This window comes from Microbispora sp. NBRC 16548 (assembly GCF_030268985.1).
Lineage (GTDB): Bacteria > Actinomycetota > Actinomycetes > Streptosporangiales > Streptosporangiaceae > Microbispora > Microbispora catharanthi.
In genome coordinates this window covers 605,115-629,836 of sequence record NZ_BSSF01000002.1, presented here as the reverse complement: position 1 = coordinate 629,836, position 24,722 = coordinate 605,115, and the positions used below count along the sequence as shown (strand labels likewise).

Genomic DNA, 24,722 nt, shown 5'->3' with positions numbered 1-24,722 from the left:
TTCCAGCGCCTCACCCGGGCGCAACGGCGCTCATGCGGATGCGGCTGGGCGGCGCGACGAGCGGTTCCGGCAGCCGCAGCGGCCCGCGGCCCGGGGTGATGGTGCCGAGCACCCGCGATCCGGCCGCGCCGGTGCAGGCGGGCACCGTGCCGGGCAGGCCGTGCGCGGTCAGCCAGCCGAGGTAGGAGAACGCGACGGCCTCCTTGGCGTCCGAGGGCACGCCGAGGTCGTCGCTCGGCAGCAGCCGTACGCCTCGGGCCCGTTCGCGCAGCGCGCTCATCAGGGCCGGGTTGCGCACGCCGCCACCGGAGACGACGACCGTGCCGAGCCCGTGCCGCCGGATCTCCGCCGCGACCGTCTCGGCGGTGAGCGCCGTGAGCGTCGCCACCAGGTCCGGCAGGCCCAGCGCGTACGGCCCGGCGACCCGGTCCAGATAGCCCGCGTGGAACAGTTCCTTGCCCGTCGTCTTGGGCGGCGGCCGGTGATAGTACGGCTCGGCGAGCAACTCGGCCAGCAGGCCCTCGTCGACCTTCCCCGCCGCGGCGAGCCTGCCGTCCTCGTCGTACGGCATGCCGGTGGCGGCGCGTACGGCCGCGTCCGTCAGCGCCGAGGCCGGGCCGGTGTCGTAGGCGAGCGGGGGCTCGCACACGGTGAGGTTGGCGATGCCGCCGAGGTTCAGCGCGCCGGCCCGGCCCGCAGAGGCGGGCAGCCCGGACAGCAACGGCAGGTCGAAGGCGGACACGAGCGGCGCGCCCTGCCCTCCTGCGGCCACGTCGCGCACCCGAAGGTCCGACACGACCGGCACGCCGAGCCGTTCGGCGACCCAGGCGGGCTGCCCGAGCTGGAGCGTCCCGCGCACGCGCCCGTCCTCCACCCAGTGGTACATCGTCTGCCCGTGCGAGCAGACGAGGTCGGCGGCCGGGCAGGTCGCCGCCGCCTCGGCGAACGCCCGGCCCACGAGTGTGTCGAGGCGGCAGACCTCGCCCATGTCCGTACGGTTCGGCGGCAGCGCGGCGACGATCGCGGCCCGCAGGTCAGGCGGGTAGGACACCGTGCCGGTGTGCTCCACGACACCGGTGAGCAGGTCGCCGTCCCGCGACCAGTGGACGAGCGCGCAGTCGATCCCGTCGTGGGAGGTCCCCGACATCAGCCCGAGTACGCGCACGCCCGCCTCGCAAGGATTGTTCAGCCGGCTCTCGGCGGGAGGCCGACGAGCTTGATGAGGAAACGGTCGATCTGCTCCTCCGCCGGCGGCCAGGGCAGGTCGGGCTCGTTGATCCGCTGAGACAGCATGCCGTTCACCGCCGTGCGCAGGTCGATCGCGACCGTCGTCGCGTCGTCGCGCGGGGCGACCCCGGCGTCCATGCAGCGCCGGACCGCCTCCGTGGTCCTGGCGACCAGCACCTCCTTGAACGGCATGCCGAGCCGGCGGTGGACCGCGCTCTCGTGCAGCACCTTGTAAAGGCCCGGATGCTCATGCGCCCAGGCGGCCTGCGCGAGGATGCGCGCCCGCAGCCGCTCCCCGGGGTCCTCCTGCGCCGCGTCCGCCTCGTCACCGGTCCGCACCAGTTCCTCGTGACAGCGCCGCAGCACCGCGAGCACGAGCGCATCACGGTCGGGAAAGTGCAGGTAGACCGAGGTGGCCGCGATCGACACCTCGCGCGCCACGGCACGCAGCGACAGCGCCTCGTCGTCGGCGAGGTCGTCGAGCATGCGCATGGCCGCCGCGACGATCTCCTCGCGCAGCCGCTCGCCCTGCCCTCGCGCGTTCGGACGGCGGCGGGCGGCGGGAGTCGGGGGCGTGGTGGATTCCATGACGGGCCCATTGTACGAGGACGTCAATCACGCTACAGTCGTAGCGCTACAACCGTTCACCAAAGGAGCGATTCCTGTGACCGTCCACGCTTCCACGGACTTCGACACGATCAACGAGATGGACCCGGTGTTCGCCCAGATGGCGGCCGCCAGCGCCGGACACTGCTGGGCGGTGCCCGAGCTCAGCGACCGCGAGAAGGTGTTCCTGGCCCTGGTGGCGGACGTCTGCCAGCCGGCCCTCGGGTTCCCGTTCGAGATGCACGTCCGCGCGGGCATGCAGCGCGGCGTGTCGACCGCCGACATACGGGCGCTGTTGCGCCTGATCGCCTACGACAGCGGGTATGTCGCGGCGCTGGCCGCGCTGGAGCGGCTCGCCGAGATCGAGGCCGCCGCCGGGCTGCCCCGCCCGGACGCCGAACCGCTGCCCCGGGAACTGCTGGAGACCGGTCCCGGCGCGGCGCCGACCCCGCTGCCCGCGCCGGTGCGGGCCGAGCTGGCCGAGCTCGACGCGTACTTCCTGGAGTACTTCGACCTTCAGTCGCGGATGCGGGGCGTCCAGGGTCCGGGCACGTTGAGCGTCCGGGAGCGGGCGTTCACGACGATGAGCATCGACGTGCACTACCAGACGCTGGACGAGACGTTCCGCATCCACGTGGGCCGCGCCCTCGGGGGCGGCGCGTCGCACGAGGACGTGCGGGCCGTGCTGCGCTTCAACGCGCAGTTCGGGGTGACGCGGGCATGGCAGGCGTGGAAGGCGCTCAACGCCTGTCTCGCCGAGCTCGCCCCCGCCCGCTGACGCCGTACGCCACGGCCCGCACCGCCTGACCGTGCGGGCCGGCCGGGCGGGACGCCGGTGCGCTACGGCGTCCCGCCCGGCCGGAGGACTACTCGGCCCTGCGCTCAGTGCTCTTGTGGACCCTGCTCAACGCGCCCTGCTCAATGCGCCCTGCGTTCGTGGCTCGGCTCGCTCTGCCGGGACGCCCGGTCGACCGCCGTGACGTGGTAGCGGTGGCCGGGCGCACCGTCCGGGTCGATCCAGCGGACGTGCCTGCCCGCCGGGACGACCGCGACCAGGTGCGCCGCGTCGGCGAAGTCCTGCCGGCGGGCGGGCCGGTCGAACCGGAAGACGGCGAACTGGAACGGGGCTCGGGGTCCCGTGGCCTCGACGTGCAGCTCCACGCCCCCGCTCACGCGGCGGGCCGAGGCGAGCACGGGACGACGCGGCGGCTCGCCGCCCGCGAGCCTGGGCAGCAGCGGCGCGAGCGCCGGACGCGTGTAGTGCCCGCTCACGACCGCGCCGATCGACCCGAGCCGGTCGTCGCGGACGTCGGCCGCGTTGTACCAGATGTCTCCGCCGACCTCCGGATGGTCACGGTTGAGCGTGAGGTGCCGGGACAGCTCGTCCGGCTGGGACCACTCGGCGGGCTGCCCGGCCGCCCCCGCCTTGTACGCCGCCTGGCCGATCCACAACTGCACCCCGGTGCCGGCGGCCACGTCGGACCACCAGGGGACGAGCTTGGCGTAGTCGGCGTTCGACTGGCCGATGTACCAGTAGAGCTGCGGCGCGACGTAGTCGAGCCAGCCCTTCTTCACCCAGCCGCGGGTGTCGGCGTGCAGGTTGTCGTACGACTGGCCGCCGCTGGTGTCGGAGCCGAGGGGGTCGGTGGCCTTGTTGCGCCAGATGCCCGACGGGCCGATGCCCCAGATCACCTCGGGCTTGGCCTGCCGTACGCGCTGCTGCATCTCCCGGACCAGCAGGTCGACGTTGTCGCGCCGCCAGGCGGCCAGGTCGGGGAAGCCCGCGCCGTACGCCGCGTAGGCCGCGCTGTCGTCGAACGCCGTCGTGTTGACCGGGTAGAAGTAGTCGTCGAAGTGCACGCCGTCGATGTCGTATCGGGTGACGGCGTCCATCATCGCGTCCTGCACGAACGCCCGGACCTCGGGGATGCCGGGGTTGTAGTAGAGCTTCCCGCCGTACGGGACGATCCACTCGGGATGGCGGCGGCCGGGGTGGTCGGGGTGCAGCTTGGCCGGGTCCGCCTGCATCGACACGCGGTAGGGGTTGAACCAGGCGTGGAACGCCAGGCCCCTCCGGTGGGCCGCCTCGACGGCGAAGCCCAGCGGGTCGTAGCCCGGATCCTGCCCCTGGACCCCGGTCAGATACTGCGACCACGGCTCGTACGGCGAGGGCCAGAAGGCATCGGCGGTCGGCCTGATCTGCACGAACACGGAGTTGAGCCGGCGCGCCACGGCCAGGTCGAGCCAGGCCGTGAACTCGGCCTGCTGCTGCTCGGGCGTCAGGCCGGTCCTGGACGGCCAGTTGATGTTGACGACCGAGGCGATCCACATGCCGCGCATCTGGCGCAGCGGCGGGACGTACCCGGCGGGAGAGACGGAGAAGGCGGAAGCGGGGGATGCGGCGAGGGCCGGCAGCGGGACGGCCGACGCCGCGGCGGCGAGGGCCAGGCCGCGCAGCACGGCACGCCGGGAGGGGGAGCTCAATCGGACCTCCGAAGGCCGGGGGGATGCGGCGATCACGACACTGGCAGAAACTTACTTTCAGATCAATGCGGATAAAAGAAAGTGTCATCGACGTGTAATCTGCCCCAAGAGGTCCTCATGGGAGACGGCGGCGGGCGTCCAGGTCACGCCGCATATATCTCGACATGTGGACTTCTGGTCCGTTGTCCCGCACCGGCGGGCGCATGGATCTAAGCTGATCGCGCACAGGAGAGGCTGCAGGTGATGAACGAGAACGAGGGCGCCGCACCGGTCAACCCGATCGCGACGGTGCGTGCGGTGCTGCCCTCGCTCACCCCCGCCGCCCAGACCATCGCGCGCCTCATCCTCGACGACCCCGCCATGGTGGCCCGCAGCACCATCACGGAGGTCAGCGCGGTCTCGGGGATCAGCGAGGCGACGATCGTGCGGACCGCACGGGCGCTGGGCTTCGCCGGCTACTCCCAGCTGCGGTTCGCCCTGGCGGCGGCCGTGGCCAGGGACACCCCCGAGCGGCTCGTGCCCGGCGACCTCGCCCCGGACGACCCCCTGACCGACGTGATCGCCAAGGTCACCCGGGCCGAGTCGCAGGCGCTCGCCGACACGGCGGCCCAGCTCAACCCCGACGGGCTCGGCGCGGTGGTGGACGCCGTCGCCGGAGCCCGCCGCGTGGACGTGTACGGCGTGGGCGCCTCCGGCCTCGTCGCGGCCGACATGGCGCAGAAGCTGATGCGGATCGGGCTGCCCGGCCACTACTTCACCGACGCGCACCTCGCGCTCACCAGCGCCGCGCTGCTCCGCGAAGGAGACGTCGCCGTCGGGGTGAGCTGCACCGGCGAGACGCCCGACGTGCTCGGCCCGGCGCGGGTCGCCCGCAAGGCCGGCGCGACCGTCGTGGCCATCACGAACAACCCGCGCTCGTCGCTGGCCGGGCTCGCCGACCACGTCCTGATCTCCGCCGGGCGCGAGACGGCGTTCCGGCCGGGCGCGCTGGCCAGCCGGATCAGCCAGTTGCTCATCGTCGACTGTGTCTTCGTCGGCGTCGCGCAGCGCACGTTCGACACCTCCGACGCCGCCTTACGCGCGACCCGCGACGCGCTCGCCGACTACCTCGGCGACGCCCACCGCCGCGCCCGCTCGGCCTGACCCACCCGCAGGAAGCCATCCGCTCCGCCGGTCTCGCGAGGGCGCGGCCGCCTCGAAGCGCCCTCTGCCCCGCCCGGCCGCCCCTCCGTGGGGGAAGGCCGGGAAGGACCGGCACCTGTCAGGCGGCGCCTCCGGCGTGGCGGGCGGCCTCCAGCCGGTCGCCGTTGGCCTTCAGCAGCGCACGGGCGCCGTCCGGGCCGAGGTCGCGCTCGACCATCAGCACGGCCACCTTGACGTTCCAGTCCGCCGCCTCCAGCGCGGCCCGCGCGGCGGCGGAACCGGCGCCGGTGATGTCGCCGACGATCCGTGTCGCCCTGTGCGCGAGCTTCTCGTTCACCGCCGAGACCTCGATCATGGCGTTCCCGTACGTCCTGCCGAGCCGGATCATCGCGATCGTGGAGATCATGTTGAGCACGAGCTTCTGGGCGGTCCCCGCCTTGAGCCGGGTCGAGCCGGCCACCACCTCGGGGCCGACGACCACCTCGATCGGATGCTCGGCCCGCTCCGACAGCGGCGACCCCGGGTTGCAGGACAGGCTCACGGTCAGCGCCCCCCGGCGGGCGGCCTCGCCCAGCGCCCCGAGCACGAACGGCGCGCGACCGCTGGCGGAGATCCCCACGAGCGAGTCGAGCGGGCCCAGGCCGCGGCCGGCGACGGCCGCCGCCCCGCCGTCGTGGTCGTCCTCGGCGCCCTCGACCGACCGGGTCAGCGCGGCCTCGCCGCCCGCGATGACGCCCTGTACGAGTTCGGGGTCGGTGCCGAAGGTCGGCGGGCATTCCGAGGCGTCGAGGACGCCCAGCCTGCCGGACGTCCCCGCCCCCACGTAGAACAGGCGTCCGCCCCGTGCCATGCGGGCGGCGATCGCGTCGATGGCGGCCGAGACGGCCGGAATGGCCCTGGCCACCGCGCCGGGCACCGTGGCGTCGGCCGCGTTCATCAGGCGGGCGATCTCCTCGGTCGGCAACCGGTCGATCTCGCGGTAACGCGGGTCGCTCTGCTCCGTGTAGAGCTCGCTGTGCTCGGTGTTGAGCTCGCCGTGCTCGGTGTTGAGCTCGCCGTGCTCGGTGTTGAGCTCGCCGTGCTCTGTGGACAGGCCCGTCAGTGGGTCAGTCATCTTGTCCCTGTCGTCGGTTTCCAACTCCGGCCTCCCCCGATCGCCGTACGCGTCCGAAACGACTCCTCACCGGCGGCTCACCGGCACGGCGACCACGCTGCGGCGCTCGGGATGGAAGCAGGCGTGCTCCTGCGGCGTGTCGCCGTCGCGGCCGAGCGCGGGCCGCTCGCGTTCGCACCGCTCGGTCCTGAAGGGGCAGCGCGGCGCGAACAGGCAGCCGTCCGGGTGCTCCCCCGACGCCTCCACCGGCACGACCCGCTGCTCGCCCGGCGACTCCAGGCCGTGCAGCACCGGGATGGCCGACAGCAGCGCCTGCGTGTAGGGATGCACCGGAGCCGAGATGACGGTCTCGACCGGGCCACGCTCGACGACCTGGCCGCGGTAGATGACGTACAGCTCGCCGTCGGTGCCGATGTAGCGGGCCGTCGCCACGTCGTGCGTGATGAACAGCACGCTCACCCCGAGCCGCTCGCGCAGGTCCTTCAGCAGCGCGAGGATGCCCAGGCGCAGCGACACGTCGATCATGGAGACCGCCTCGTCGGCGACCAGGACCTCGGGATCGACGGTGAGCGCGCGGGCGATCACCACGCGCTGGCGCATGCCGCCGGACAGCTGGTGGGGATAGCGCGGCAGCACGTAGCCCGGGTCGAGCCCGACCAGGCCGAGCAGTTCCCCGGCCCGCTCGTCCGCCCACGAGCGCGGCCGGCCGGTCTGCCTCGCCCGCAGCGCGAGCGGCGCGGCCAGCGCCTGGTGGATCGTGCGCGTCGGGTTCAGCGCGGAGTACGGGTCCTGGTGGATGAGCTGGACCCGGCGGAAGTACGGCTGCCGCCCGCGGTGGCTCAGCGACGACATCGCCACGTCGTCGATGACGATCTCCCCGGAGTCGCAGGTCTCCAGCCCGGCGATGATCCGGCCGAGCGTGGTCTTGCCGCAGCCCGACTCGCCGATGAACGAGACGGCGCCGCCCTTCGGAATGGCGAAGTCCACGCCGCGCAGCGCGGGCACCTCCCGGGCGCCGAGCACGCCGCCGCGCTGCCGGAACGTCTTCGTGATGCCGGTCCCGCTGATCATGCCTGCTCCTCCCCCGTCGCGGCGGCCACGGCCGGTCTGTCCCCGTCGTCGTCCCGTACGGCGTGGCAGGCCGCCGACCGGGAGCCCGAGACGACAACCGGCGGCCGGCCGGTCTCGCACACGTCCATGCGCAGCGGGCAGCGCTCGCGGAACACGCACCCGTCGGCCGGGATGTCGGCCAGCGTCGGCGGGCGGCCCGGCAGGGCGTGCGCCTCGCCGATGTCGCCGACGAGGCGCGGGATGGCCCCGAGCAGCCCCCGCGTGTACGGGTGGCGCGGCTCGGCCAGCACCTCGCGGGTGGGACCCTGCTCGGCCACCCGCCCGCCGTACATGACCGCGAGCCGGTCGGCGACCTCGGCGACCACCCCGAGGTCGTGGGTGATGACGAGCGTGGTGAGGCCGCGCTCGGCGTGCACCTCCCGGACGATACGCAGGATCGTGGCCTGCGTGATCATGTCGAGGGCGGTCGTGGGCTCGTCCAGCACGACGAGGCGGGCGTTCAGCACCAGGGCCAGCATGATGCCGACCCGCTGGCGCATGCCGCCGGACAGTTCGTGCTGGTAGGAGTCGAGCACCCGGGCGCCGTCCAGGCCCATCCGGCCGAGCAGGTCGCGGGCCTCCGCCAGCAGGCCGCGTGGGTTCTCGACGCCGTGGGAGCGGCCCAGGTCGAGCACCTGTCTGCCGACCGTCTTGAGCGGGTTGAGGGAGTTCTGCGCCGCCTGGAAGACGTACCCGACGTGCCGCCCGCGAGCCCGGCGCAGCCCCTCGCCGCCGAGCGCGACGACGTCGCCGAGCCCGTCGATCTCGACGCTGCCCGCCGCGATCCTGCCGGGCGGCTGGACGGCGTTGAGCAGCGACAGCGCGAGCGTGGACTTGCCGGAGCCCGACTCGCCGACGACGCCGGTGATCGTGCCGGGCGCGAGGTCGAGGTCGACGCCGGACACCGCCGGCAGCTCGCCGGCCGGGGTGCGGTAGACCACGGTCAGCCCGCGGATCCGCACGCCGGGAGGACTCTGCTCGGGAGCCATGCTCACTCCTCCCGCAGCCGGGGGTTGAAGATCTCGTCCATGGCGTCGACGACCAGCACGATGCCGAGCGTGAGCAGCAGGATCGCCAGCAGCGGCGCCAGCAGATACGGCAGCGCGGCCGTCGTGGTCAGCGCGCCGCCGCCGAACACGGCGAGGTTGAGCATGACGCCCCAGTTGTTCGCCTCGAACGGCAGCACACCCAGGAAGAACAGGCCCACCTGCGCGTAGACCGCGCCGGTCACCGCGATGAGCGCGTTCATCGCGATGTACGGAGCCATGCCGGGCAGCAGCTCCCTGCCGACGATGTGCGTCGTGGACAGGCCGAGCCCCCGTGCGGCCTCGATGAAGCCGCGCTCGCGCAGTGAGAGCGTCTGCGACCGCACGGCCCGGGCCACGCCGCCCCAGCCGAGCAGCCCGAGCACCAGCCCCATCTCGACGGCGTCGGTGAACTTCCACACCGTCGACAGCACCAGCAGCAGCGGCAGCCCGGGGATCGTGAGCTTCATGTCGGTGAATCGCATGAGCACGGTGTCCCAGCGCCCCCGCCGGAACCCGGCGAACAACCCGACACCCGCGCCGACCACGACCGTGATGACGGCCGTCACGACGGCGGTCAGCAGGACGTACCGGGAGCCGGTGACGACGAGGGCGAGCACGTCCGTGCCCTCGAAGTCGGTGCCGAACGGATGCCGCAGGCTCGGCGGGGCGTAGAGCGCGCTCGTGTCGCGGGGCAGGGGGTCGGGGTAGAGCATCGGCCCGAAGATCCCCATGAAGGCGAACACCGCGAGGATGACCGCCCCGGCCATCCGGCTCGGCTTGCGCCGCATGACCCGCCAGACGCCCCGCCAGAAGTTGCGGCGGACCGCCGCGGCGCCCCCCGCCTCCGCCTCCGGCACGATGGTCGCGCTCATGCCACCCCCTCGCCTGACGGCTCGGGGTCGCATGCGCGCAGCGCCCTGTGCCTGATGACTCGCTCGCTCCGCTCGCTCACGCCGCCTCCCCTCCGCTGCGCACCCGGGGGTCGATGACCGTGTAGAGGAGGTCGGCGGCGATGTTCGCGACGACGACCGCCGTCGTGATGAGCAGGAACGCCCCGCCCATCAGGGAGTAGTCGCGGTTGTTGATGCTGTCGATGAGCATCAGCCCCAGGCCCGGGTAGTTGAAGATGCGCTCGATGAAGATCGCGCCGCCGAAGAGCAGGCCCAGCGAGAGCGCCAGGATCGTGAACAGCGGGAGGATCGCGTTGCGCGCCAGGTAACGGAAGACGATCGACCGCTTCATTCCGCGCAACTCGGCGGCCAGGATGAAGTCGTCGCCGAGCACGGTCACCACGCTCGACTTCATCGCGAGGATCCACCCGCCGTAGCCGGCCAGCGCGTACGTGACGACAGGCAGGGTGGCGTGCTGAACCAGCGAGCCGATGTAGTCGGCGGTGAAGCCGGGGTCGATCATGATGTCGGCGGTCCCCCCGGCGGGGAGGATCGGGACCAGCGTGGTGAAGATCGCCCCCAGCAGCAGCGCCAGCACGTACTGCGGGACACCGTGCAGCAGCGATCCGGAGATCGCGAGGAGGTCGCCCAGGACGCCGGTCCGCTTGATCGCCGCGTAGACGCCCATGACGACGCCGACGAGAAAGCTCAGCAGCGTACCGGCGAGCACCGGGATCACGGTCCACTTGGCGGCCGAGAACAGCACGGTGGACACGCCGGCGCCGGGCACGGACAGCGACTGCCCGAGGTCGAGGTGGGCCAGCCCGCCCATGTAGTCGAGGTACTGCTCCCAGAGGCTGCCCTTCGGCGTGAAGCCGTACAGCGCCTCGACCGCGCGCTGGGCGGCGTCGGGGGCCATGCCCTGCTCGACGAGCTTCTGGTAGCGGGCCGCGAGCGGGTCGCCGGGCACGCTCCTGATGATCAGGAAGCTGATCGTCGTGACGACCAGGATCATGACGAACCCGCGGGCCACATGGCCCGCGAGCCGCCGGAGGAGAACCGCCATGGACTACTGCTTCTTCTTGATCATGCCGAGCTGGATCCAGACGCCGGAGGGCTGGCGCAGCAGGTCGCTGTCGTCTTCGGGGAAGCCGGTGAAGCGGTTGGTGTTGACGAACTGGGTGTTCACGTAGTCCCAGAGCTGGATCACCGGCAGGTCCTGGTTGGCCGCCTTGGCGAGCTTGGCGATGACGGCCTTCTGCTCGTCGCCGCTGACGCTGTTGAGCTGGGCGGTCAGCTCGCCGGGGTTGACCGCGCCGACGCCCTCGACGTCGATCGTCTCGGGGCCGCCCATCCAGTTGCCGTCCTTGCCGGCAGCCGAGTGCTTGACCTTGCCGCCGAGGATGTTCCAGCCGTTGGAGGTGCCGTACAGGCGCTGGAAGATGTTGTACGGCGCGGGGCCGAGCGCGATGAGCCAGAAGCCGAGGTCGTACTTGCCCTCGGCGAGCTCAGACAGATAGAGCGGGTAGTCGGCGGTGGTGACCACCTCCGCGTCCACGCCGGCCGTGGTGAGCTGGCTGGTGATGGCCTTGGCCGCGGAGACCCAGTCGGAGAACGGCGCAGGGATGTGGATGGTCACCTTCCACGGCTTGCCGTCGGCCAGCGTCCACTTGCCGTCCTTCTTCTGGAGGCCGGCCTCCGTGAACTCCTTGTCCGCCGTCGCCGGGTCCAGCTTGTACGGCTCCAGCGCGTCGAGTTCGGCGCCGAGCCATTCCCTGGCGGCCTTCTGATGGATGCCCGAGGTGGTCACGGCCGCCGTGCCGCCCTCCGGAGAGGCGATCTGCGTGACCTCCTCACGGTTGATCAGGTAGGCCAGCCCGCGCCGCACGTGCACGTTGTCGTACGGCTTCTTGGCCTGGTTGAACGCCAGCGAGACCGCCACCGGGGAGTAGCCCTTGATGACCTGGTTGCCGGGCGTCGCCTTGATACGCGTCATCACGTCGGCGGGCACCGCGGTGAACGGGGCGTTGTCGAGCTTGCCGGAGGTCAGGTAGTTCCAGATCTGCTCGTTCCCGGTGGTGTTGAGCAGCTTGAGCTGGTCGGGCGCGACGTTGGCGGCGTTGTAGAAGTTCTTGTTCTTCACCAGCAGCGCCTCGCCGGGGTTCATCCGCTTGAGGACGAACGGCCCGGCCGACACGTCCTGGGCCGGGGCGAACGCGAGCACCTTATCCGACAGCGCCTTGACCTGCCCGCGCGCCGCCTCCGCCTCCGGGCCGTCGCCGCGGGCGGCCTTGAGCGTGTCCCAGAAGTCGGCGGGGACGACGCTCTGCCACACGTGCTGGGGCACCACGAAGGCGTCCATGACCCCGCGTACGAACGTGACGCTGGGGTTCTTCATGTCCTGGGTGATCTTGATGGTCTTGTCGTCGACGACTTCGATGTCCGAGGCGGCGCCGGCCGCGCCGGGGTCGACCGCGAAGGCGGTGCTGCCCTGGGTGTAGGCCAGCGCGATGGAGAACTTCACGTCCTCGGCGGTGACGGGCTTCCCGTCGGACCACTTGTTGCCCGGCTGCAGGTGGAGGGTGATGGAGGAGTTGTCCGGCGCGATGTCCCAGCTCGCCGCGATGCCCGGGTAGAACTGGTTCGGGTCGGTGAGGGTGTTCTTCGCCCAGGCGATCCTCATCGCGTTGTAGCCCCAGAACGCGTTGCCCTTGGGGTTCCACGGGTTGATCGGCGCGTTGACGTCGAGCGACGGTTTGTTGATATCGACCGTGGTGTAGACGCCGCCACCGCCGCCTGTGGAGTTCCCGTTCGTGCCGCCGCCGCTGCATGCCGCGACGGCCGCGAGGCTGAGCAACGCCGCGACCGCTGTCAGACGTTTCATTGACCGCTCCGGGGGGTTGTGCTGATGCGGATCTTGTCCGGACCTTATGCGGCGGCCCAAGCGTAGGTCAATAATCTGCAAAACTCGTGAGGGTTCTGCAACTTTCCTTCATTCCGATCACGGCGAAACCGAGCGCCGTGATCGCCCACCGGGAGTGGCGGTCTTCTCTCCGGCCGGTCAGCGAACTGTTACTGGTCGCCTCCGTGCGATCACATTACGTTGCGAGCAAAAGGCCCCGCCGTACGAGGAGGACTGGCGTGAAGTCCATCGCCCGATTCTGTGGCAACTGCAGCTGCGGCTGCCCCGAGCTGTTCGTGGACGCCTCCGCCCCGGCAGAGCGTCAGGTCGTCATCACCGACGACTTCGGCCAGAAGGTGGAGATGAGCCTCGACCAGCTCGGCTCGCTCGTGGAGGCGGCGAAGACCGGCGCGCTGGACGACCTCGCGCTCACCGGCTGACCGTGAACCCGGCCGCCCTGTTCGCCGGGGGCCTCGCCGCCGGCCTGGCCGCGGGCACAGCGTCGTGCGCCGCGGTCCAGGGCGGTCTCCTCATCGGCCTCGTCTCCCCCTCCGGCAACCGGCACGGCCCGCCGCGCGGCCTTCCGCCGGTGGTCGCGTTCCTGACCGGCAGGCTCGCCGCCCACACCGCCCTCGGGGCGCTGCTCGGACTGGCGGGCGCGGTCGTCCAGGTCGGCCCCCGCACCCGCGCCGCGCTGCTCGTCGCCGCCGGAACCGCGGTGGTCGTCCTCGCCGTACGGATGCTCCGCCGGCGCCGCGAGGCGGGCTGCACGCCGGTGAGGAAGGAGCCCGCCTCGGCAAGCCGCGACCCGAGCGGATGCCCGTGCCCGGACGGCGGGCACGGACAGGATTGGGCGCCACCGGATAGCGCGGCCCGCGGGACCGGTGCCCGCTCCCCGGCTCTCGTGCGGGCGGCGGCACTGGGCATGACCACGATCTTCGTACCCTGCGGCGTCACGATCGGCATGGAGATCGTGGCCGTCTCTTCGGGGTCGGCGCTCGGAGGCGCGGCCGCGCTCGCGGGGCTCGCCCTCGGCACGGCGCCCGCCTTCGCCGCCCTGGGACTGCTGCTGCGCACGCTCGCCTCGACCAGGCTGGCCGCCCTGGCGGGGATCGCGGCTCTGGCCGCCGGGCTCTTCACCGTCGGCTCCGGTCTGCGGCTCGGCGGCTGGTCGCCGGACTTCTCGCTGCCACAGTTCGGCTCTCCCGCCGCCGCCGCGGGACGCGCCCTCACCGGAGCGGACGGCGTCCAGCGGCTCACCATCTGGGCGACCCCGGAGGGTTTCCGGCCCGGCATCGCCGTCGCCGTCGCCGGCCGGCCCGTCGAAATCGCCTTCAGGACCGACGACAACCGGGGCTGCACGCGCACGCTCGCCATCGACGACCGCGACGTCGTGCTCCCCGTGACGGGCGAGCGCGTGGTGCGGCTCGCCGCCCATCCGGAGGGACGGCTGCGCTACGCCTGCGGGATGGGAATGTACGTGGGCTTCGTCAGGTTCGAGCGCGTCCCTTGATGCCAAGGTCTTACCAATAACCCTCCGTGACGACTCGGTTACGTGTCACCCTGTCTCCCATGACACTAGTGGGAGCGACGGAGGCGACCGCGTGGCCCGGGATACCGGTCCCGCGTACCCCTGAACCCCTGGACCCGGCCGAGGCGAACCTGGTCGACAGGGCCCGCGACGGCGACCGCGACGCGGCGCACCGGCTGGGCCGGCTGTGCGCGGAGCGCGACGACCGACTGGGCGCCCGGCACTGGTGGGAACGGGCGGCGCGGGCGGGCAACGTCGACAGCGCCTACAACCTGGGGCTGTGGCACCGCACGCACGGGACGACCGAGGAGGCCATCGGCTGGTTCGAGCTGGCGGCGGCCACCGGCGACACCGACGCGGCGACGAACCTGGCCTCGCTGCTGCTGGAGCGGCGCGGCGACACCGACGGAGCGCGCACGTGGTTCGAGCGGGCGGCCGAGGACGGCTCCCGCCACGCGGCCCGGCGGCTGGCCCTGCTGTGCGAGGACCAGGGCGACGGCATGGGCGCCCGGCGCTGGCACTTCAGGGCGGCCGTGGACGGCGACCTGCGCTCGGCTCACGACCTGGGCTTTCTGGGCTACGCCGCGGGCGACGAGGCCGAGGCGCTGCACTGGTGGGAGTACGCGGCGCGCGGCGGCCACGCGGAGGCCGCCTATCACATGGCCCTGCTCCTGCACGCGGCCCGCGACGAGAAGGGCGCCGAGGCCTTCTACCGGCTCGCCGCCCGCGCCGACCACCCCGGCGCGGCCTTCCGGCTCGGCGACATGGCGCTGTGCCGGGGCGACCTGCCCACGGCGCGCGCCTGCTTCGAACGGGCGGCGAAGACCGGGCGGCCGGACGCGCGGCGGATGGCCGGCCTCGTCTGTGCCCGGATGGACGACAAGGCGGCGACCGCCCACTGGTACGGACGGGCCGCGGCCGACGACCCCGAGGCCGCCTTCCGGTTCGGGCTGCTGCTCGTCGCGGAGCACAACGACCTGAAAGGCGGGCGCCACTGGTTCAGGCGGGCGGCCGAACGCGGGCACCACGGCGCCATAGTCGAGCTGCGGACGCTGCTGCCCCTGCTGGGCGCGTCGCCCGAGGCCGAGGAATGCCTGCTCGACCCGGCCGCGCCGTACTGGAGCCGGCCCGCGGAACCCGAGCAGGCCGCGCGCGCGGAACTCGCCGTGGCGGCGGCGCGCAGGCGCGGCGACCCGGCGGCGGAGCCCGCGGACCTGGTCGAGATCCTCGGCACGTGGGATCTGGTCACAGGAGGCGTGGTCACAGGGGGCGTGGTCACAGGAGATCTGGTGACAGGGAATACGGTCACCGGAAATCTCGCCGCCGGAGGCCTGTCGAGCGCCGACGTCCCCAGCGGCGCGTTACCCGCCGGGAACGAGGTGGGCCCGGCGGACACCGTGGGGTGGCTCGCCAGGGCGAGCGGGCTGCACCGGGCCGCGATCGAGCACCTCGGCCTGGTGCGCGCGACCCTGCTGCGGCCGGGCACGGCCCCGTGGCCCACCCCTGCCGAGGTCGAGCACGTGCTCGGCACCGCGAGGGATCTGCGCAGACGCCTCGGCCTGCGCTGATCCCCCACGTCTGCGGTCAGGCGGCGAGGATCTCCGCGACCGGCGTGTACCGCAGGTCGTGGGCCGCCGCGACCGGCTCGTTGGTGAGCACGCCGGCGTGGGTGTTGAGGCCCAGGCCGAGCGCCTCGTCGCCGCGCAGCGCGTCCTTCCAGCCCTTGTCTGCGAGCTTCACGGCGTAGGGCAGGGTCGCGTTGGTCAGGGCGTAGGTGGAGGTGTTGGCCACCGAGCCCGGCATGTTCGCCACGCAGTAGAACACCGACTCGTGCACGCGGAACGTCGGCTCGTCGTGCGTGGTCGGGCGGGAGTCCTCGAAGCAGCCGCCCTGGTCGATCGCGATGTCGACGAGCACGGAGCCCGGCTTCATGCGGGAGACCAGCTCGTTGGACACGAGCGTCGGGGCCTTGGCGCCCGGGATGAGCACGGCGCCGATGACCAGGTCGGCCTCGATCACGGCCCGCTCGATCGCGTACGACGTGGAGACCAGCGTCTTCAGCCGGCCCTGGTAGATCGCGTCGATGAAGCGCAGCCGGTCGATGTTGACGTCGAGGATCGTCACGTCGGCGCCCATGCCGACGGCGATCTGCGCCGCGTTCAGGCCGGAGACGCCGCCGCCGATCACGACGACCTTGGCGGGGGCCACGCCGGGCACCCCGCCGGGGAGCACGCCGCGGCCGCCGTTGAAACGCATCAGGTTGTACGCGCCGACCTGGGGCGCCAGCCGCCCGGCGACCTCCGACATCGGGGCCAGCAGCGGCAGGCCGTTGCCGACCTGGACGGTCTCGTACGCGATGGCGGTGGTGCCGGCGGCGAGCAGCGCGTCGGTGCAGGGCCGGGAGGCGGCCAGGTGGAGGTAGGTGAACAGGATCTGGTCCGCGCGGAGCCGGTGGTACTCCTCCGCGATCGGCTCCTTGACCTTGAGGATCATCTCGGACTCGGCCCACACCTCGTCGGCGCCCTCGACCAGCTTGGCGCCGGCCGCGAGGTACTCCTCGTCGGTGATGTGGGAGCCGAGCCCGGCGCCGCGCTGGACGCTGACCTCGTGGCCGTGACGGACGAGCTCGTGGACGCCGGCCGGGGTGGCGGCGACGCGGTATTCGTGGTTCTTGACCTCGGCGGGCACGCCGATCTTCATGAGTTGTGTCCTTTCAAGCGGTCACTCGTCACGGTCGCCCCCTACCCGGCCGCACGAGCTCCATGGTCTACAGGCGGGCCCACGCCTCGGTGAGCACCGAACGGAGGATCGACTCGATCTCGTCGAACTCCTTGGGGCCGCAGATCAGCGGCGGGGCGAGCTGCACGACCGGGTCCCCACGGTCGTCCGCCCGGCAGTACAGGCCGGCGTCGAACAGCGCCTTCGAGAGGAAGCCGCGCAGCAGGCGCTCCGACTCCTCCTCGTTGAACGTCTGCTTGGTGGACTTGTCCTTGACCAGCTCGATTCCGTAGAAGTAGCCCGAGCCGCGGACGTCGCCGACGATCGGCAGGTCCCGCAGCCGGTCGAGGGTCGCCTTGAACACCGGCTCGTTGGCCGTGACGTGCTCGAGCAGACCCTCACTCTCGAAGATGTCGAGGTTGGCCAGGGCGACGGCGGCCGACACCGGGTGGCCGCCGAAGGTGTAGCCGTGCGCGAAGGTCTCGTTGCCGTGCTTGAACGGCTCGAACAGCCGCTCCGAGGCGATCATGGCGCCGATGGGCGAGTAACCGCTGGTCAGGCCCTTCGCACAGGTGATGATGTCCGGCACGTAGTCGAACTTCTGGCCGCCGAACATCGTGCCCAGCCGGCCGAAGGCGCAGATGACCTCGTCCGATACGAGCAGCACGTCGTGGGCGTCGCAGATCTCGCGCAGGCGCTGGAAGTATCCGGGGGGCGGCGGGAAGCAGCCGCCGGCGTTCTGCACCGGCTCGACGAAGACGGCGGCCACGGTGTCCGGGCCCTCCATCTCGATGGCCTTGCCGATCTGGTCGGCGGCCCAGCGGCCGAACGCCTCGGGGTCCTTCTCCAGGCCGGGGAAGCCGGAGATCTCGTCGGCGCGGTAGAGGTTCGTGTTGGGGGCCTTGATCGCGCCGGGCACCAGCGGCTCGAAGACCTGCTTGAGCGCCGGGATGCCAGTGATCGACAGCGCGCCCTGCGGGGTGCCGTGGTAGGCGATGGACCGGCTGACGACCTTGGTCTTCAGCGGCTTGCCCTTGAGCTTGTAGTACTGCTTGGCCAGCTTCCAGGCCGACTCGACGGCCTCGCCGCCGCCGGTGGTGAAGAAGACGCGGTTGAGGTCGCCGGGGGTGAGCTCCGCGAGTCGCGCGGCGAGCTCGGCGGCCTTCGGGTGCGCGTACGACCACAGGGGGAAGAACGCGAGCTCCTGGGCCTGCTTGGCGGCGGCCTCGGCCAGTTCGGCGCGGCCGTGGCCGACCTGGACCACGAACAGTCCGGCCAGCCCGTCGAGGTACCGCTTGCCGTGGATGTCGTAGATGTAGGCGCCCTCGCCGCGCACGATCATGGGCACCTCCCCTCCCTCATAGGAGGAGTGGCGCGTGAAGTGCATCCAGAGATTGTCGTGTGCGGCCTTGAGAACGTCGGGGCGCGTCATCGCAACCTTCCCTCAGGTGATCCGTCGCTGTTGGACAGTGTGCATGCCACTTCCGCGTTTTGCCAAGTGATTACGTGGCGTCACTGTGAAAGAAGTTCGGATTCCGTGACATCGACATGTAACGGCAACGAAATCCGTCACGGTAGATTGAGGCCGTCCAGGCCTGGGAGATGGGTCCGCCGGACCTGTGGTCAAATGGGGTCCACCAGCCGGGAAGATCCGCGTACATCCGGGAGAACGTCGTGACACCAGAGGAGATCGAGCGCGCCGTCGAGGAGGGCATGCCGCAGACGGTCGAGGACCTCAGGCGCCTGGTCGCCATCCCGTCCGTCGCGTTCCCCGGCCACTCCGAGGCCCCGGTCCTGGAGGCCGCGGCGCTCGTGGAGCGGCTGCTGCGCGCCGCCGGCCTCCCGCACGTCCGGCAGATACCCATCGAGGGCAGCTTCCCCGCCGTGTTCGCCGAGGCGCCCGCCCCCGACGGGGCCCCGACCGTGCTGCTCTACGCGCACTACGACGTGCAGCCCTCCGGCGACCTCGCCCTCTGGCGCACTCCGCCGTTCGAGCCCACGGTCGCCGACGGCATCATGTACGGCCGGGGTGCGGCCGACGACAAGAGCGGCGTCATCACCCACGTGGCCGCGCTGCGCGCCTTCAACGGCCGGTTCCCGGTCGGTGTGAAGGTCATCATCGAGGGCCAGGAGGAGTACGCCGGCGAGCGCCTGGAGGCGTTCGTCGAGGCCAACCCCGACCTGCTGCGCGCCGACGCCATGGTCATCGCCGACGTGGGCAACCCCGAGGTGGGCGACCCCGCGATCACCACGTCGCTGCGCGGCATGGCCGCGTTCACCGTGGAGGTCCGCACGCTGGCCGAGGCCGTGCACAGCGGCGCGTTCGGCGGCGCCGCGCCCGACGCGCTGGCCGCGCTCATGCGCATGCTGACCGCCCTGCACGACGACCAGGGCAACGTTCGGGTGCCCGGGCTCGAACCGGGGACCTTCCCCGGCGCGGCGCTCGCCGATGAGGAGTTCCGCGCGCTCGCCGGGGTGCTCGACGGCGTGTCGCTGGTCGGCGACGGCTCGCTCGCCGACCGGCTCTGGGCGTCGTACGCGATCACGGTGACCGGGCTGGACGTGCCGACGGTGACCGGCGCGATCAACGCGGTTCAGGCGGTGGCCCGGGCCCGCGTCACGATCCGCATCCCCGCGAGCGGGGACGCCAGGCAGGCGCTGAACGACGTGACGGCCTTCCTGGAGAAGGTCGCCCCGTGGGGGGTCAAGGTCTCCTTCGGCGACTTCGTCAGCGGCTCGGGCTTCCAGATCGAGCCGGGCGGCCCTGCGATGAACGCCGCGGAGCGGGCGCTGGAGCGCGCCTTCGGCCGGACGCCGCGCCAGGTCGGCCAGGGCGGCTCGATCCCGCTGGTGGCGGCCCTCGCCCGGCAGTTCCCCAAGGCCGAGATCCTGCTGTACGGCGCCGAGGACGACGGCGCCTCGATCCACGCCCCCAACGAGCGGGTGGTGCTGGAGGAGCTGCGCCGCACCATCACGACCGAGGCTCTGTTCCTCGCCGACTACGGCGGCTGGCACGGCGCGGCCTGACGCCGATCGTGCAAGCGGGAAGGCCCGGTGGCTGGGGGGACCACCGGGCCTTCCGTCTTTCTCGCACCGCCGTCACACGTGGCCCCGAGGATCTCGGGACCGGCCGGTGCGCTTACTGGTAGTGGATGTCGGAGGAGCTGTAAATGCAGTTCGTCCCGTCGGCGCCGCTACCGATCTCGGTCGGCTCGCTGCCCTTCGGCACGCCCTTGTACTTCAGGCACACGATCATCTTGTGGTCGGGGTCGTTCTTGATCGTGATGTTCGAGAAGCGCGCGGTGTCGCCCCAGTTGGTGTTGATGCCCGCGAGCGCCTTGCCGGGGTAGGTCGCCACGATGTTCGACATCTGGACGTGCCGCTGGTAGGAGTTCGTGCAGTTGCCGCAGGCACGGTAGAGCTTCCCGAAGTTGTCCACCTGGAAGTTCTTGATGACCATGGTGCCGGGGCCGTTGTGCTGGAACACCTTGTCGGATGCGCTCTTGGCGCCGCCGCCGTCGATGGTCATGACCTGCGACGACGAGCTGCCCAGCAGGGTCGCGGCGTCCTCGCCGACGTCCTCCCACCAGACGTTCTGCAGGGTGCAGCTACCCAGGCAGTGGATGCCGTCGGCGCCGGGCGAACCGATGACGACGTTCTTGAGCGTCGCGCCGTTGGCCAGCTCGAAGATCGGGTCCTGGCTCTCGCTCTGCCCGCCGTCGCCCATGTCGCCGCTGGCGTAGTAGCGCTTCAGGCCGCCGTCCATGGTGCCGGAGACGCTGATCGTGCTGGTGACCGCCTGCGAGCCGTTCGGGCTGGGCCAGCCCGACGGCGGCGTCGGGTTGGTGGTCGGGCTCTTCGTCGGCGTGACGGTGGGCGTGGACGACGGCTGGGAACCGGCGGGCTGGAGGGTCCACTGCTTGGTGGACACCGAGTCGCAGGAGTTCTGCTGCACCAGTGCGCCCGAGGAGGTGGAGTTGTCCTTGGTGTTGAGGCACTTGTCGCTGTTGGCGTTGACGACGCGGTAGTTCGACCCCGAGGCGGTGAGCTCCCAGGTCTGCGACGAGGCGCCGGTGCACGACTCCTGCTGGACGGCCTTGCCCGCGGAGGTGGAGGCTCCGGCGACGCCGGCGCACTTGCCGCTGTTGCCGGCGGCCAGGCGGAAGCCGCTGCCCTGGGCCGACAGGTTCCAGGTCTGGTCGCTCGCGCCGTTGCAGCCGGCGACCGTGAGCTGCACGCCGTCCGAGCCGCTGCTGCCCGGAACGGTGAGGCACAGGCCGCTGGCGCCGTTCACGATCCGGTAGGCGCCCGCGCTCGGCGCCGCGTTGGAGACGCCGGCGAAGACGCCGCCGACCAGGGCGGCGACCCCGACGACGGCGCCGATCACTCCGACTCCGGTTCTGGTACTCCTTCTCAAAGCCGAGCTCCTCGCAGGTCGTGCAGGACCCCTGACCGAGGCGGTGGCCGGCGCCACTTCTGGTCCCGCGGGGGGAATTCATAGATGTGAACAAAATCCATGAACCGGAACACGGCCAAAATTACGGACCTCGGGAACTCGGGTCAATGGCCTGTGTCGGCCAGTTGACGACCCCGTCCGGGCACCCGCCGATTCGGGCAGGTGAGAGCCGATGCATCCGGCGTCCGCCGGTGAAATTTTCATGAAACACGGACATGCCAGGGAAGCGTCCGCTCGTCCTCGCCTCATGTCGGTGAAATCACACCATGACGGGCATAGGGCGGGAAGCTCTCGGCGCTACGCTTTTGTACCGACTGGTCAGTGCAAAAGAATGGAGCACAGACGTGGATGCCGGGCGGACCGCCGGGGACGTCACCCCCTCAGCCGGAGCTCCCGCCGGGCCGTCCGGCGGCGGCGTGTTCGGCGGCGTCGAGGTGGAGGCGCGGGAACTGGGCGTGCGGGGTGGTCACGGCTGGGTCTACCGGCACGTCTCGCTGCACGCGGCTCCCGGGACGCTCACCGTCGTCACGGGCGAGGCGGGCAGCGGGCGTACGAGCCTGCTGCTCACTCTCGCGGGGCGGATGAAGCCCACCGAGGGGACGCTCACCGTCGGCGGCCTGGCGACGCCCCACAGGATCAGGCAGATCGCCGCCCTCGGGCTCTTCACCGAGGTGAACCCGTTCGACGACGCCCTGACCGTACGGGAGCACCTGCAGGAGCGGCTGCGCCCGCACGGGTTCCTGTGGCGCAGGCGGCACCCGGACGCCGCGCGGTCGGCGCTCGCCCGCGCCGGCCTCGACCCGGACGAACTGCCGCACGGCGACCGGACCCTGACCAGGGAGCTCACCCGGGACCAGGCGGTGCGGCTGGGCGTCGCCCTCGCCCTGCTCGACCAGCCGGGCCTGCTCCTCGTGGACGACGCCGACACCGGCATCCCCGCGTGCAGGCGGCACGAGCTGTGGGACATCCTGCGCGGCCTCGCCGACCAGGGGCTCACCGTCGTCGCGGCGTGCACCGACGCCGAGGAGGCGACCGGCGCGGCCACCACGCTGCTGCCGCTGCCCGTCCCCGCTCCCCCGCCGCCTCCCCCACCGCCCGTCGCGGCGGACGACATCGGCGTGGCGCGCGGCGATGAGGCGGAGGAAGGAGAACGTCGATGAGGGTCCCCATCCCCGGCCGGCTCGAACTGCGCAGGTTCATGCGCTCGCGGCTCACCAGAGCCGCTCTGGTCGCCGTGATCATGCTGCCTTTGCTGTACGCCGGGCTCTACCTGTGGTCGTTCTGGGATCCCCAGGCGAACCTGAACCGCGTACCGGTGGCCCTCGTCGTGGAGGACCGTCCCGCCACCGCCGCCGGCGCCGCAGGAGGCCCGCCGAGCACGGTGGACGCGGGCCGCGAACTCGCCTCCGAACTGGAGCAGCGCAAGGTCTTCGCCTGGCACCGGGTCGACGCGGCCGAGGCCGACAGGGGTGTCCGCGATGGCCGCTACTACCTGTCGCTCACGATCCCGGCCGACTTCAGCGCCGACCTCGCCTCCCCCTCCGGTGACGGCACGACGCGCCCGGCCCAACTCGGCGTACGGGTGGACACCGGGCGCAGCTACATCATGCGGACGATCTCGGACGCCGTGTTCCGCGAGGTCAAGGAGGCGGCCGGGCGGAGCGCGGTCAGGGACTACCTGGACCAGATCTTCCTGTCCTTCGGCGAACTGCACGACAAGACCTCCCAGGCGGCCGACGGCGCCGACCGGTTGCACGACGGAGCCGCCGCCGCGAGCGACGGTGCCGCCTCGCTGGCCAAGGGGCTCGGGTCCGCGCAGGACGCGACCGGCAAGCTGTCGTCCGGAGCGGACGCCCTGTACGGCGGATCGAAGCGGCTGACGAGCGGGCTGCACCAGGCCAGGACCGGCTCGGCCTCCCTGTCCGCCGGCCTGTCGAAGGCGGCCACGGGCGCGGCCGACCTTCGCAAGGGCCTGGCCGCGCTCGACAAGGGGGCGGCCAAACTGGCCGAGGGCAACCGCGAGGTCTACCGCCAGGTCCACACCCTGTCTCCCACCGTCAACCGAGCGGCCGACAAGTACGTCCCCGTGCTGGAGAAGAACGGCGACCGCATCCGGCAGGCCGCGCTCACCCTCGCGGAGGGCGCCGACGGCTTCGCCGACGCGCTCGACGGCCTGCCCCGGGAGGTGCAGGGATCGGCGGGCACGGCCAGGCATGACCTGCGCGCGGTCCAGCGCTGGCTGAGCGCCCATCCCGACGCCGACCCCGAGCTGCGCGCGCTGGTCGAGCGGGCCGCCGGGTCGGCAGGCGACCTCGCGTCGGCCGCCGGACGGCTGCAGAACCGCCTCGGGGCCCAAACGGGCCGGCTCGACGGCCTCGCCGGCACGGCACGGGCGGTGGCGGACGACGCCCGTGAGCTGGCCGCCGCCGCGCCCGGCCTCGGCAGCGCGCTGGACGACGCCCGCGACAAGTTCAACCAGCTCGACAAGGGGCTCAGGCAACTGGCCGACGGAGCGTCCGTCCTCAACGACGGCACGGGCAAGGCGCTGAGCGGGGCGTCCTCGCTGTCGCGCGGTCTCGCCACGCTGAACAGCGGCGCGCGGAGCCTGTCCACCGGCCTGGCCAGGCTCGACAACGGAGCGAGCAGTCTCAACACCGGGCTCGCCACGCTCGCCTCCGGTGCGGGCAAGCTCGACAACGGCATCGGCAAGCTGCAGCGGGGAGCCGGCAAGCTCGACTCCGGGCTGGTCAAGCTGACCGACGGCTCGGGCGAACTGGCCGGCAAGCTCGGCGACGGGGCCGCCCGGATCCCCGACTACGGCACGCAGGAGCGCGACAGCCGTACGGACATGATGAGCGACCCCGTCCGGCTCGCCACCGAGGTGGACAACGAGGTGCCCAACTACGGGACCGGGTTCGCGCCGTTCTTCGTGCCGCTCGCGTTGTGGGTCGGCGCGATGGTGACGTACATGCTGCTGCGGCCGCTCAACCCGCGCCTGCTCGCCGGGTCGGCGCCGGCGTGGCGCACGGCCCTCGCGGGCTGGCTGCCCGGGCTCGCGATGGGGGCGCTCCAGGTGGCGGTGCTGCTCGCCGTGCTGCGCTTCGGCCTGGGGCTGGAGGCGGCGAACTGGCCGGGCGTGGTGGCCTTCCTCGTGCTGGTCACAGCGGCGTTCCTCGCCGTCGTGCAGGCGGTCAACGCGCTGCTCGGGCCGCCCGGACGGGTGGCGGTGCTGGCACTGCTCATGCTCCAGCTCACCTCGTCGGCGGGCACCTATCCGATCGAGACCTCCCCCGGGTTCTTCCAGGCCATCTCGCCGTGGCTGCCGATGAGCTGGGTGGTGTCGGCGATGCGCCGCCTCATCAGCGGTGGCGACACCGCCGTGGTGTGGCAGGCTTGCGGCGTGCTGTCCGCGTTCGTCGCCCTCGGTCTCGCCCTCACCGTGCTCGCCGTCCACCGCGGCCGTACGTGGTCGATGCGCCGCCTCAAGCCGGAGCTCTCCCTGTGAGCCGCCCC

General features: G+C 72.0%; 20 protein-coding genes. 8 read left to right on the top strand and 12 right to left on the bottom strand.

All coding sequences use genetic code 11. The annotated features are described in order from the left end of the window. Positions 1 to 10: 10 nt before the first annotated feature. Positions 11 to 1,165 (bottom strand): anhydro-N-acetylmuramic acid kinase, encoded by a 1,155-nt coding sequence (locus QSK36_RS07290; protein ID WP_183534948.1) that lies wholly within the window; start codon positions 1,163 to 1,165, stop codon positions 11 to 13. Between the two features lie 20 nt (positions 1,166 to 1,185). Continuing rightward, on the bottom strand, positions 1,186 to 1,815 hold the full coding sequence (locus QSK36_RS07285; RefSeq protein ID WP_183534946.1) for a TetR/AcrR family transcriptional regulator: 630 nt from the start codon (positions 1,813 to 1,815) through the stop codon (positions 1,186 to 1,188). A gap of 76 nt (positions 1,816 to 1,891) precedes the next feature. On the opposite strand from QSK36_RS07285, the gene QSK36_RS07280 reads away from it, so the two are divergent. After that, the gene (locus QSK36_RS07280) at positions 1,892 to 2,611 is read left to right on the top strand and encodes a carboxymuconolactone decarboxylase family protein (protein ID WP_285781767.1); all 720 of its coding nucleotides are present in this window, start codon (positions 1,892 to 1,894) and stop codon (positions 2,609 to 2,611) included. 140 nt (positions 2,612 to 2,751) lie between these two features. Here the strand turns inward: QSK36_RS07280 and QSK36_RS07275 are convergent, their stop codons facing one another. Beyond that, positions 2,752 to 4,317, bottom strand: a complete 1,566-nt coding sequence (locus tag QSK36_RS07275; RefSeq protein ID WP_285781766.1) for a glycoside hydrolase family 10-like protein — start codon at positions 4,315 to 4,317, stop codon at positions 2,752 to 2,754. Positions 4,318 to 4,560: 243 nt separating this feature from the next. On the opposite strand from QSK36_RS07275, the gene QSK36_RS07270 reads away from it, so the two are divergent. Next, on the top strand, positions 4,561 to 5,460 hold the full coding sequence (locus QSK36_RS07270; protein ID WP_139578558.1) for a MurR/RpiR family transcriptional regulator: 900 nt from the start codon (positions 4,561 to 4,563) through the stop codon (positions 5,458 to 5,460). A 118-nt stretch (positions 5,461 to 5,578) separates the two neighbouring features. Here the strand turns inward: QSK36_RS07270 and murQ are convergent, their stop codons facing one another. The 6 genes from murQ to QSK36_RS07240 form a co-directional block, all read right to left on the bottom strand. Then, positions 5,579 to 6,574: an N-acetylmuramic acid 6-phosphate etherase gene (gene murQ / locus QSK36_RS07265; protein ID WP_285781765.1), complete on the bottom strand. Its 996-nt coding sequence runs from the start codon at positions 6,572 to 6,574 to the stop codon at positions 5,579 to 5,581. Between the two features lie 66 nt (positions 6,575 to 6,640). Continuing rightward, complete coding sequence (locus tag QSK36_RS07260; RefSeq protein ID WP_285781764.1) at positions 6,641 to 7,645, bottom strand: ABC transporter ATP-binding protein; 1,005 nt, start codon at positions 7,643 to 7,645, stop codon at positions 6,641 to 6,643. Further along, a complete protein-coding gene (locus QSK36_RS07255) occupies positions 7,642 to 8,673 on the bottom strand; it encodes an ABC transporter ATP-binding protein (RefSeq protein WP_285781763.1) in 1,032 nt (343 codons plus the stop codon). The genes QSK36_RS07260 and QSK36_RS07255 overlap by 4 nt, the downstream gene beginning before the upstream one ends. Positions 8,674 to 8,675: 2 nt before the next feature. Further along, positions 8,676 to 9,584 (bottom strand): ABC transporter permease, encoded by a 909-nt coding sequence (locus QSK36_RS07250; RefSeq protein WP_285781762.1) that lies wholly within the window; start codon positions 9,582 to 9,584, stop codon positions 8,676 to 8,678. A 76-nt stretch (positions 9,585 to 9,660) separates the two neighbouring features. Continuing rightward, complete coding sequence (locus QSK36_RS07245) at positions 9,661 to 10,668, bottom strand: ABC transporter permease (protein ID WP_183534935.1); 1,008 nt, start codon at positions 10,666 to 10,668, stop codon at positions 9,661 to 9,663. Between the two features lie 3 nt (positions 10,669 to 10,671). Beyond that, positions 10,672 to 12,486 (bottom strand): ABC transporter substrate-binding protein, encoded by a 1,815-nt coding sequence (locus QSK36_RS07240; RefSeq protein WP_183534933.1) that lies wholly within the window; start codon positions 12,484 to 12,486, stop codon positions 10,672 to 10,674. A gap of 257 nt (positions 12,487 to 12,743) precedes the next feature. Between QSK36_RS07240 and QSK36_RS07235 the strand changes: the two genes are divergently transcribed. The 3 genes from QSK36_RS07235 to QSK36_RS07225 are packed head-to-tail and all read left to right on the top strand — an operon-like array spanning position 12,744 to position 15,603. Continuing rightward, complete coding sequence (locus tag QSK36_RS07235; protein WP_143737724.1) at positions 12,744 to 12,944, top strand: hypothetical protein; 201 nt, start codon at positions 12,744 to 12,746, stop codon at positions 12,942 to 12,944. Positions 12,945 to 12,946: 2 nt separating this feature from the next. Then, positions 12,947 to 14,017 carry an urease accessory protein UreH domain-containing protein gene (locus QSK36_RS07230; RefSeq protein ID WP_285781761.1) on the top strand — a complete coding sequence of 357 codons (1,071 nt, stop codon included), beginning with the start codon at positions 12,947 to 12,949 and terminating at the stop codon, positions 14,015 to 14,017. Between the two features lie 59 nt (positions 14,018 to 14,076). Continuing rightward, positions 14,077 to 15,603, top strand: a complete 1,527-nt coding sequence (locus QSK36_RS07225) for a tetratricopeptide repeat protein (RefSeq protein ID WP_285781760.1) — start codon at positions 14,077 to 14,079, stop codon at positions 15,601 to 15,603. A gap of 16 nt (positions 15,604 to 15,619) precedes the next feature. Here QSK36_RS07225 and ald read toward each other — a convergent pair whose 3' ends face one another. Further along, positions 15,620 to 16,735, bottom strand: a complete 1,116-nt coding sequence (gene ald / locus QSK36_RS07220; RefSeq protein WP_183534928.1) for an alanine dehydrogenase — start codon at positions 16,733 to 16,735, stop codon at positions 15,620 to 15,622. A 67-nt stretch (positions 16,736 to 16,802) separates the two neighbouring features. Then, positions 16,803 to 18,185, bottom strand: coding sequence for an aspartate aminotransferase family protein (locus QSK36_RS07215; protein ID WP_183534926.1), 1,383 nt, complete (start codon positions 18,183 to 18,185; stop codon positions 16,803 to 16,805). Positions 18,186 to 18,427: 242 nt separating this feature from the next. On the opposite strand from QSK36_RS07215, the gene QSK36_RS07210 reads away from it, so the two are divergent. Beyond that, the gene (locus QSK36_RS07210) at positions 18,428 to 19,780 is read left to right on the top strand and encodes a M20/M25/M40 family metallo-hydrolase (RefSeq protein ID WP_285781759.1); all 1,353 of its coding nucleotides are present in this window, start codon (positions 18,428 to 18,430) and stop codon (positions 19,778 to 19,780) included. Positions 19,781 to 19,892: 112 nt separating this feature from the next. On the opposite strand, the gene QSK36_RS07205 is transcribed toward QSK36_RS07210, so the two are convergent. After that, positions 19,893 to 21,170, bottom strand: a complete 1,278-nt coding sequence (locus QSK36_RS07205) for a pectate lyase (protein WP_285781758.1) — start codon at positions 21,168 to 21,170, stop codon at positions 19,893 to 19,895. Between the two features lie 383 nt (positions 21,171 to 21,553). On the opposite strand from QSK36_RS07205, the gene QSK36_RS07200 reads away from it, so the two are divergent. Both QSK36_RS07200 and QSK36_RS07195 read left to right on the top strand, forming a co-directional pair. Next, positions 21,554 to 22,369 (top strand): ABC transporter ATP-binding protein, encoded by an 816-nt coding sequence (locus QSK36_RS07200; protein ID WP_285781757.1) that lies wholly within the window; start codon positions 21,554 to 21,556, stop codon positions 22,367 to 22,369. Continuing rightward, entirely contained in the window at positions 22,366 to 24,714 is a 2,349-nt protein-coding gene (locus QSK36_RS07195; RefSeq protein ID WP_285781756.1) for a YhgE/Pip family protein, read from the top strand. Before QSK36_RS07200 ends, QSK36_RS07195 begins: the two co-directional genes overlap by 4 nt. Positions 24,715 to 24,722 lie beyond the last annotated feature (8 nt).

Bases quoted from the DNA above. Each gene is read 5' to 3' on its own strand.
- QSK36_RS07245 (WP_183534935.1), bottom strand. From the start codon at position 10,668: ATGGCGGTTCTCCTCCGGCGGCTCGCGGGCCATGTGGCCCGCGGGTTC.
- QSK36_RS07250 (WP_285781762.1), bottom strand. From the start codon at position 9,584: ATGAGCGCGACCATCGTGCCGGAGGCGGAGGCGGGGGGCGCCGCGGCG.
- ald (WP_183534928.1), bottom strand. From the start codon at position 16,735: ATGAAGATCGGCGTGCCCGCCGAGGTCAAGAACCACGAATACCGCGTC.
- murQ (WP_285781765.1), bottom strand. From the start codon at position 6,574: ATGACTGACCCACTGACGGGCCTGTCCACAGAGCACGGCGAGCTCAAC.
- QSK36_RS07260 (WP_285781764.1), bottom strand. From the start codon at position 7,645: ATGATCAGCGGGACCGGCATCACGAAGACGTTCCGGCAGCGCGGCGGC.
- QSK36_RS07255 (WP_285781763.1), bottom strand. From the start codon at position 8,673: ATGGCTCCCGAGCAGAGTCCTCCCGGCGTGCGGATCCGCGGGCTGACC.
- QSK36_RS07195 (WP_285781756.1), top strand. From the start codon at position 22,366: ATGAGGGTCCCCATCCCCGGCCGGCTCGAACTGCGCAGGTTCATGCGC.
- QSK36_RS07225 (WP_285781760.1), top strand. From the start codon at position 14,077: ATGACACTAGTGGGAGCGACGGAGGCGACCGCGTGGCCCGGGATACCG.
- QSK36_RS07215 (WP_183534926.1), bottom strand. From the start codon at position 18,185: ATGACGCGCCCCGACGTTCTCAAGGCCGCACACGACAATCTCTGGATG.
- QSK36_RS07270 (WP_139578558.1), top strand. From the start codon at position 4,561: ATGAACGAGAACGAGGGCGCCGCACCGGTCAACCCGATCGCGACGGTG.
- QSK36_RS07285 (WP_183534946.1), bottom strand. From the start codon at position 1,815: ATGGAATCCACCACGCCCCCGACTCCCGCCGCCCGCCGCCGTCCGAAC.
- QSK36_RS07240 (WP_183534933.1), bottom strand. From the start codon at position 12,486: ATGAAACGTCTGACAGCGGTCGCGGCGTTGCTCAGCCTCGCGGCCGTC.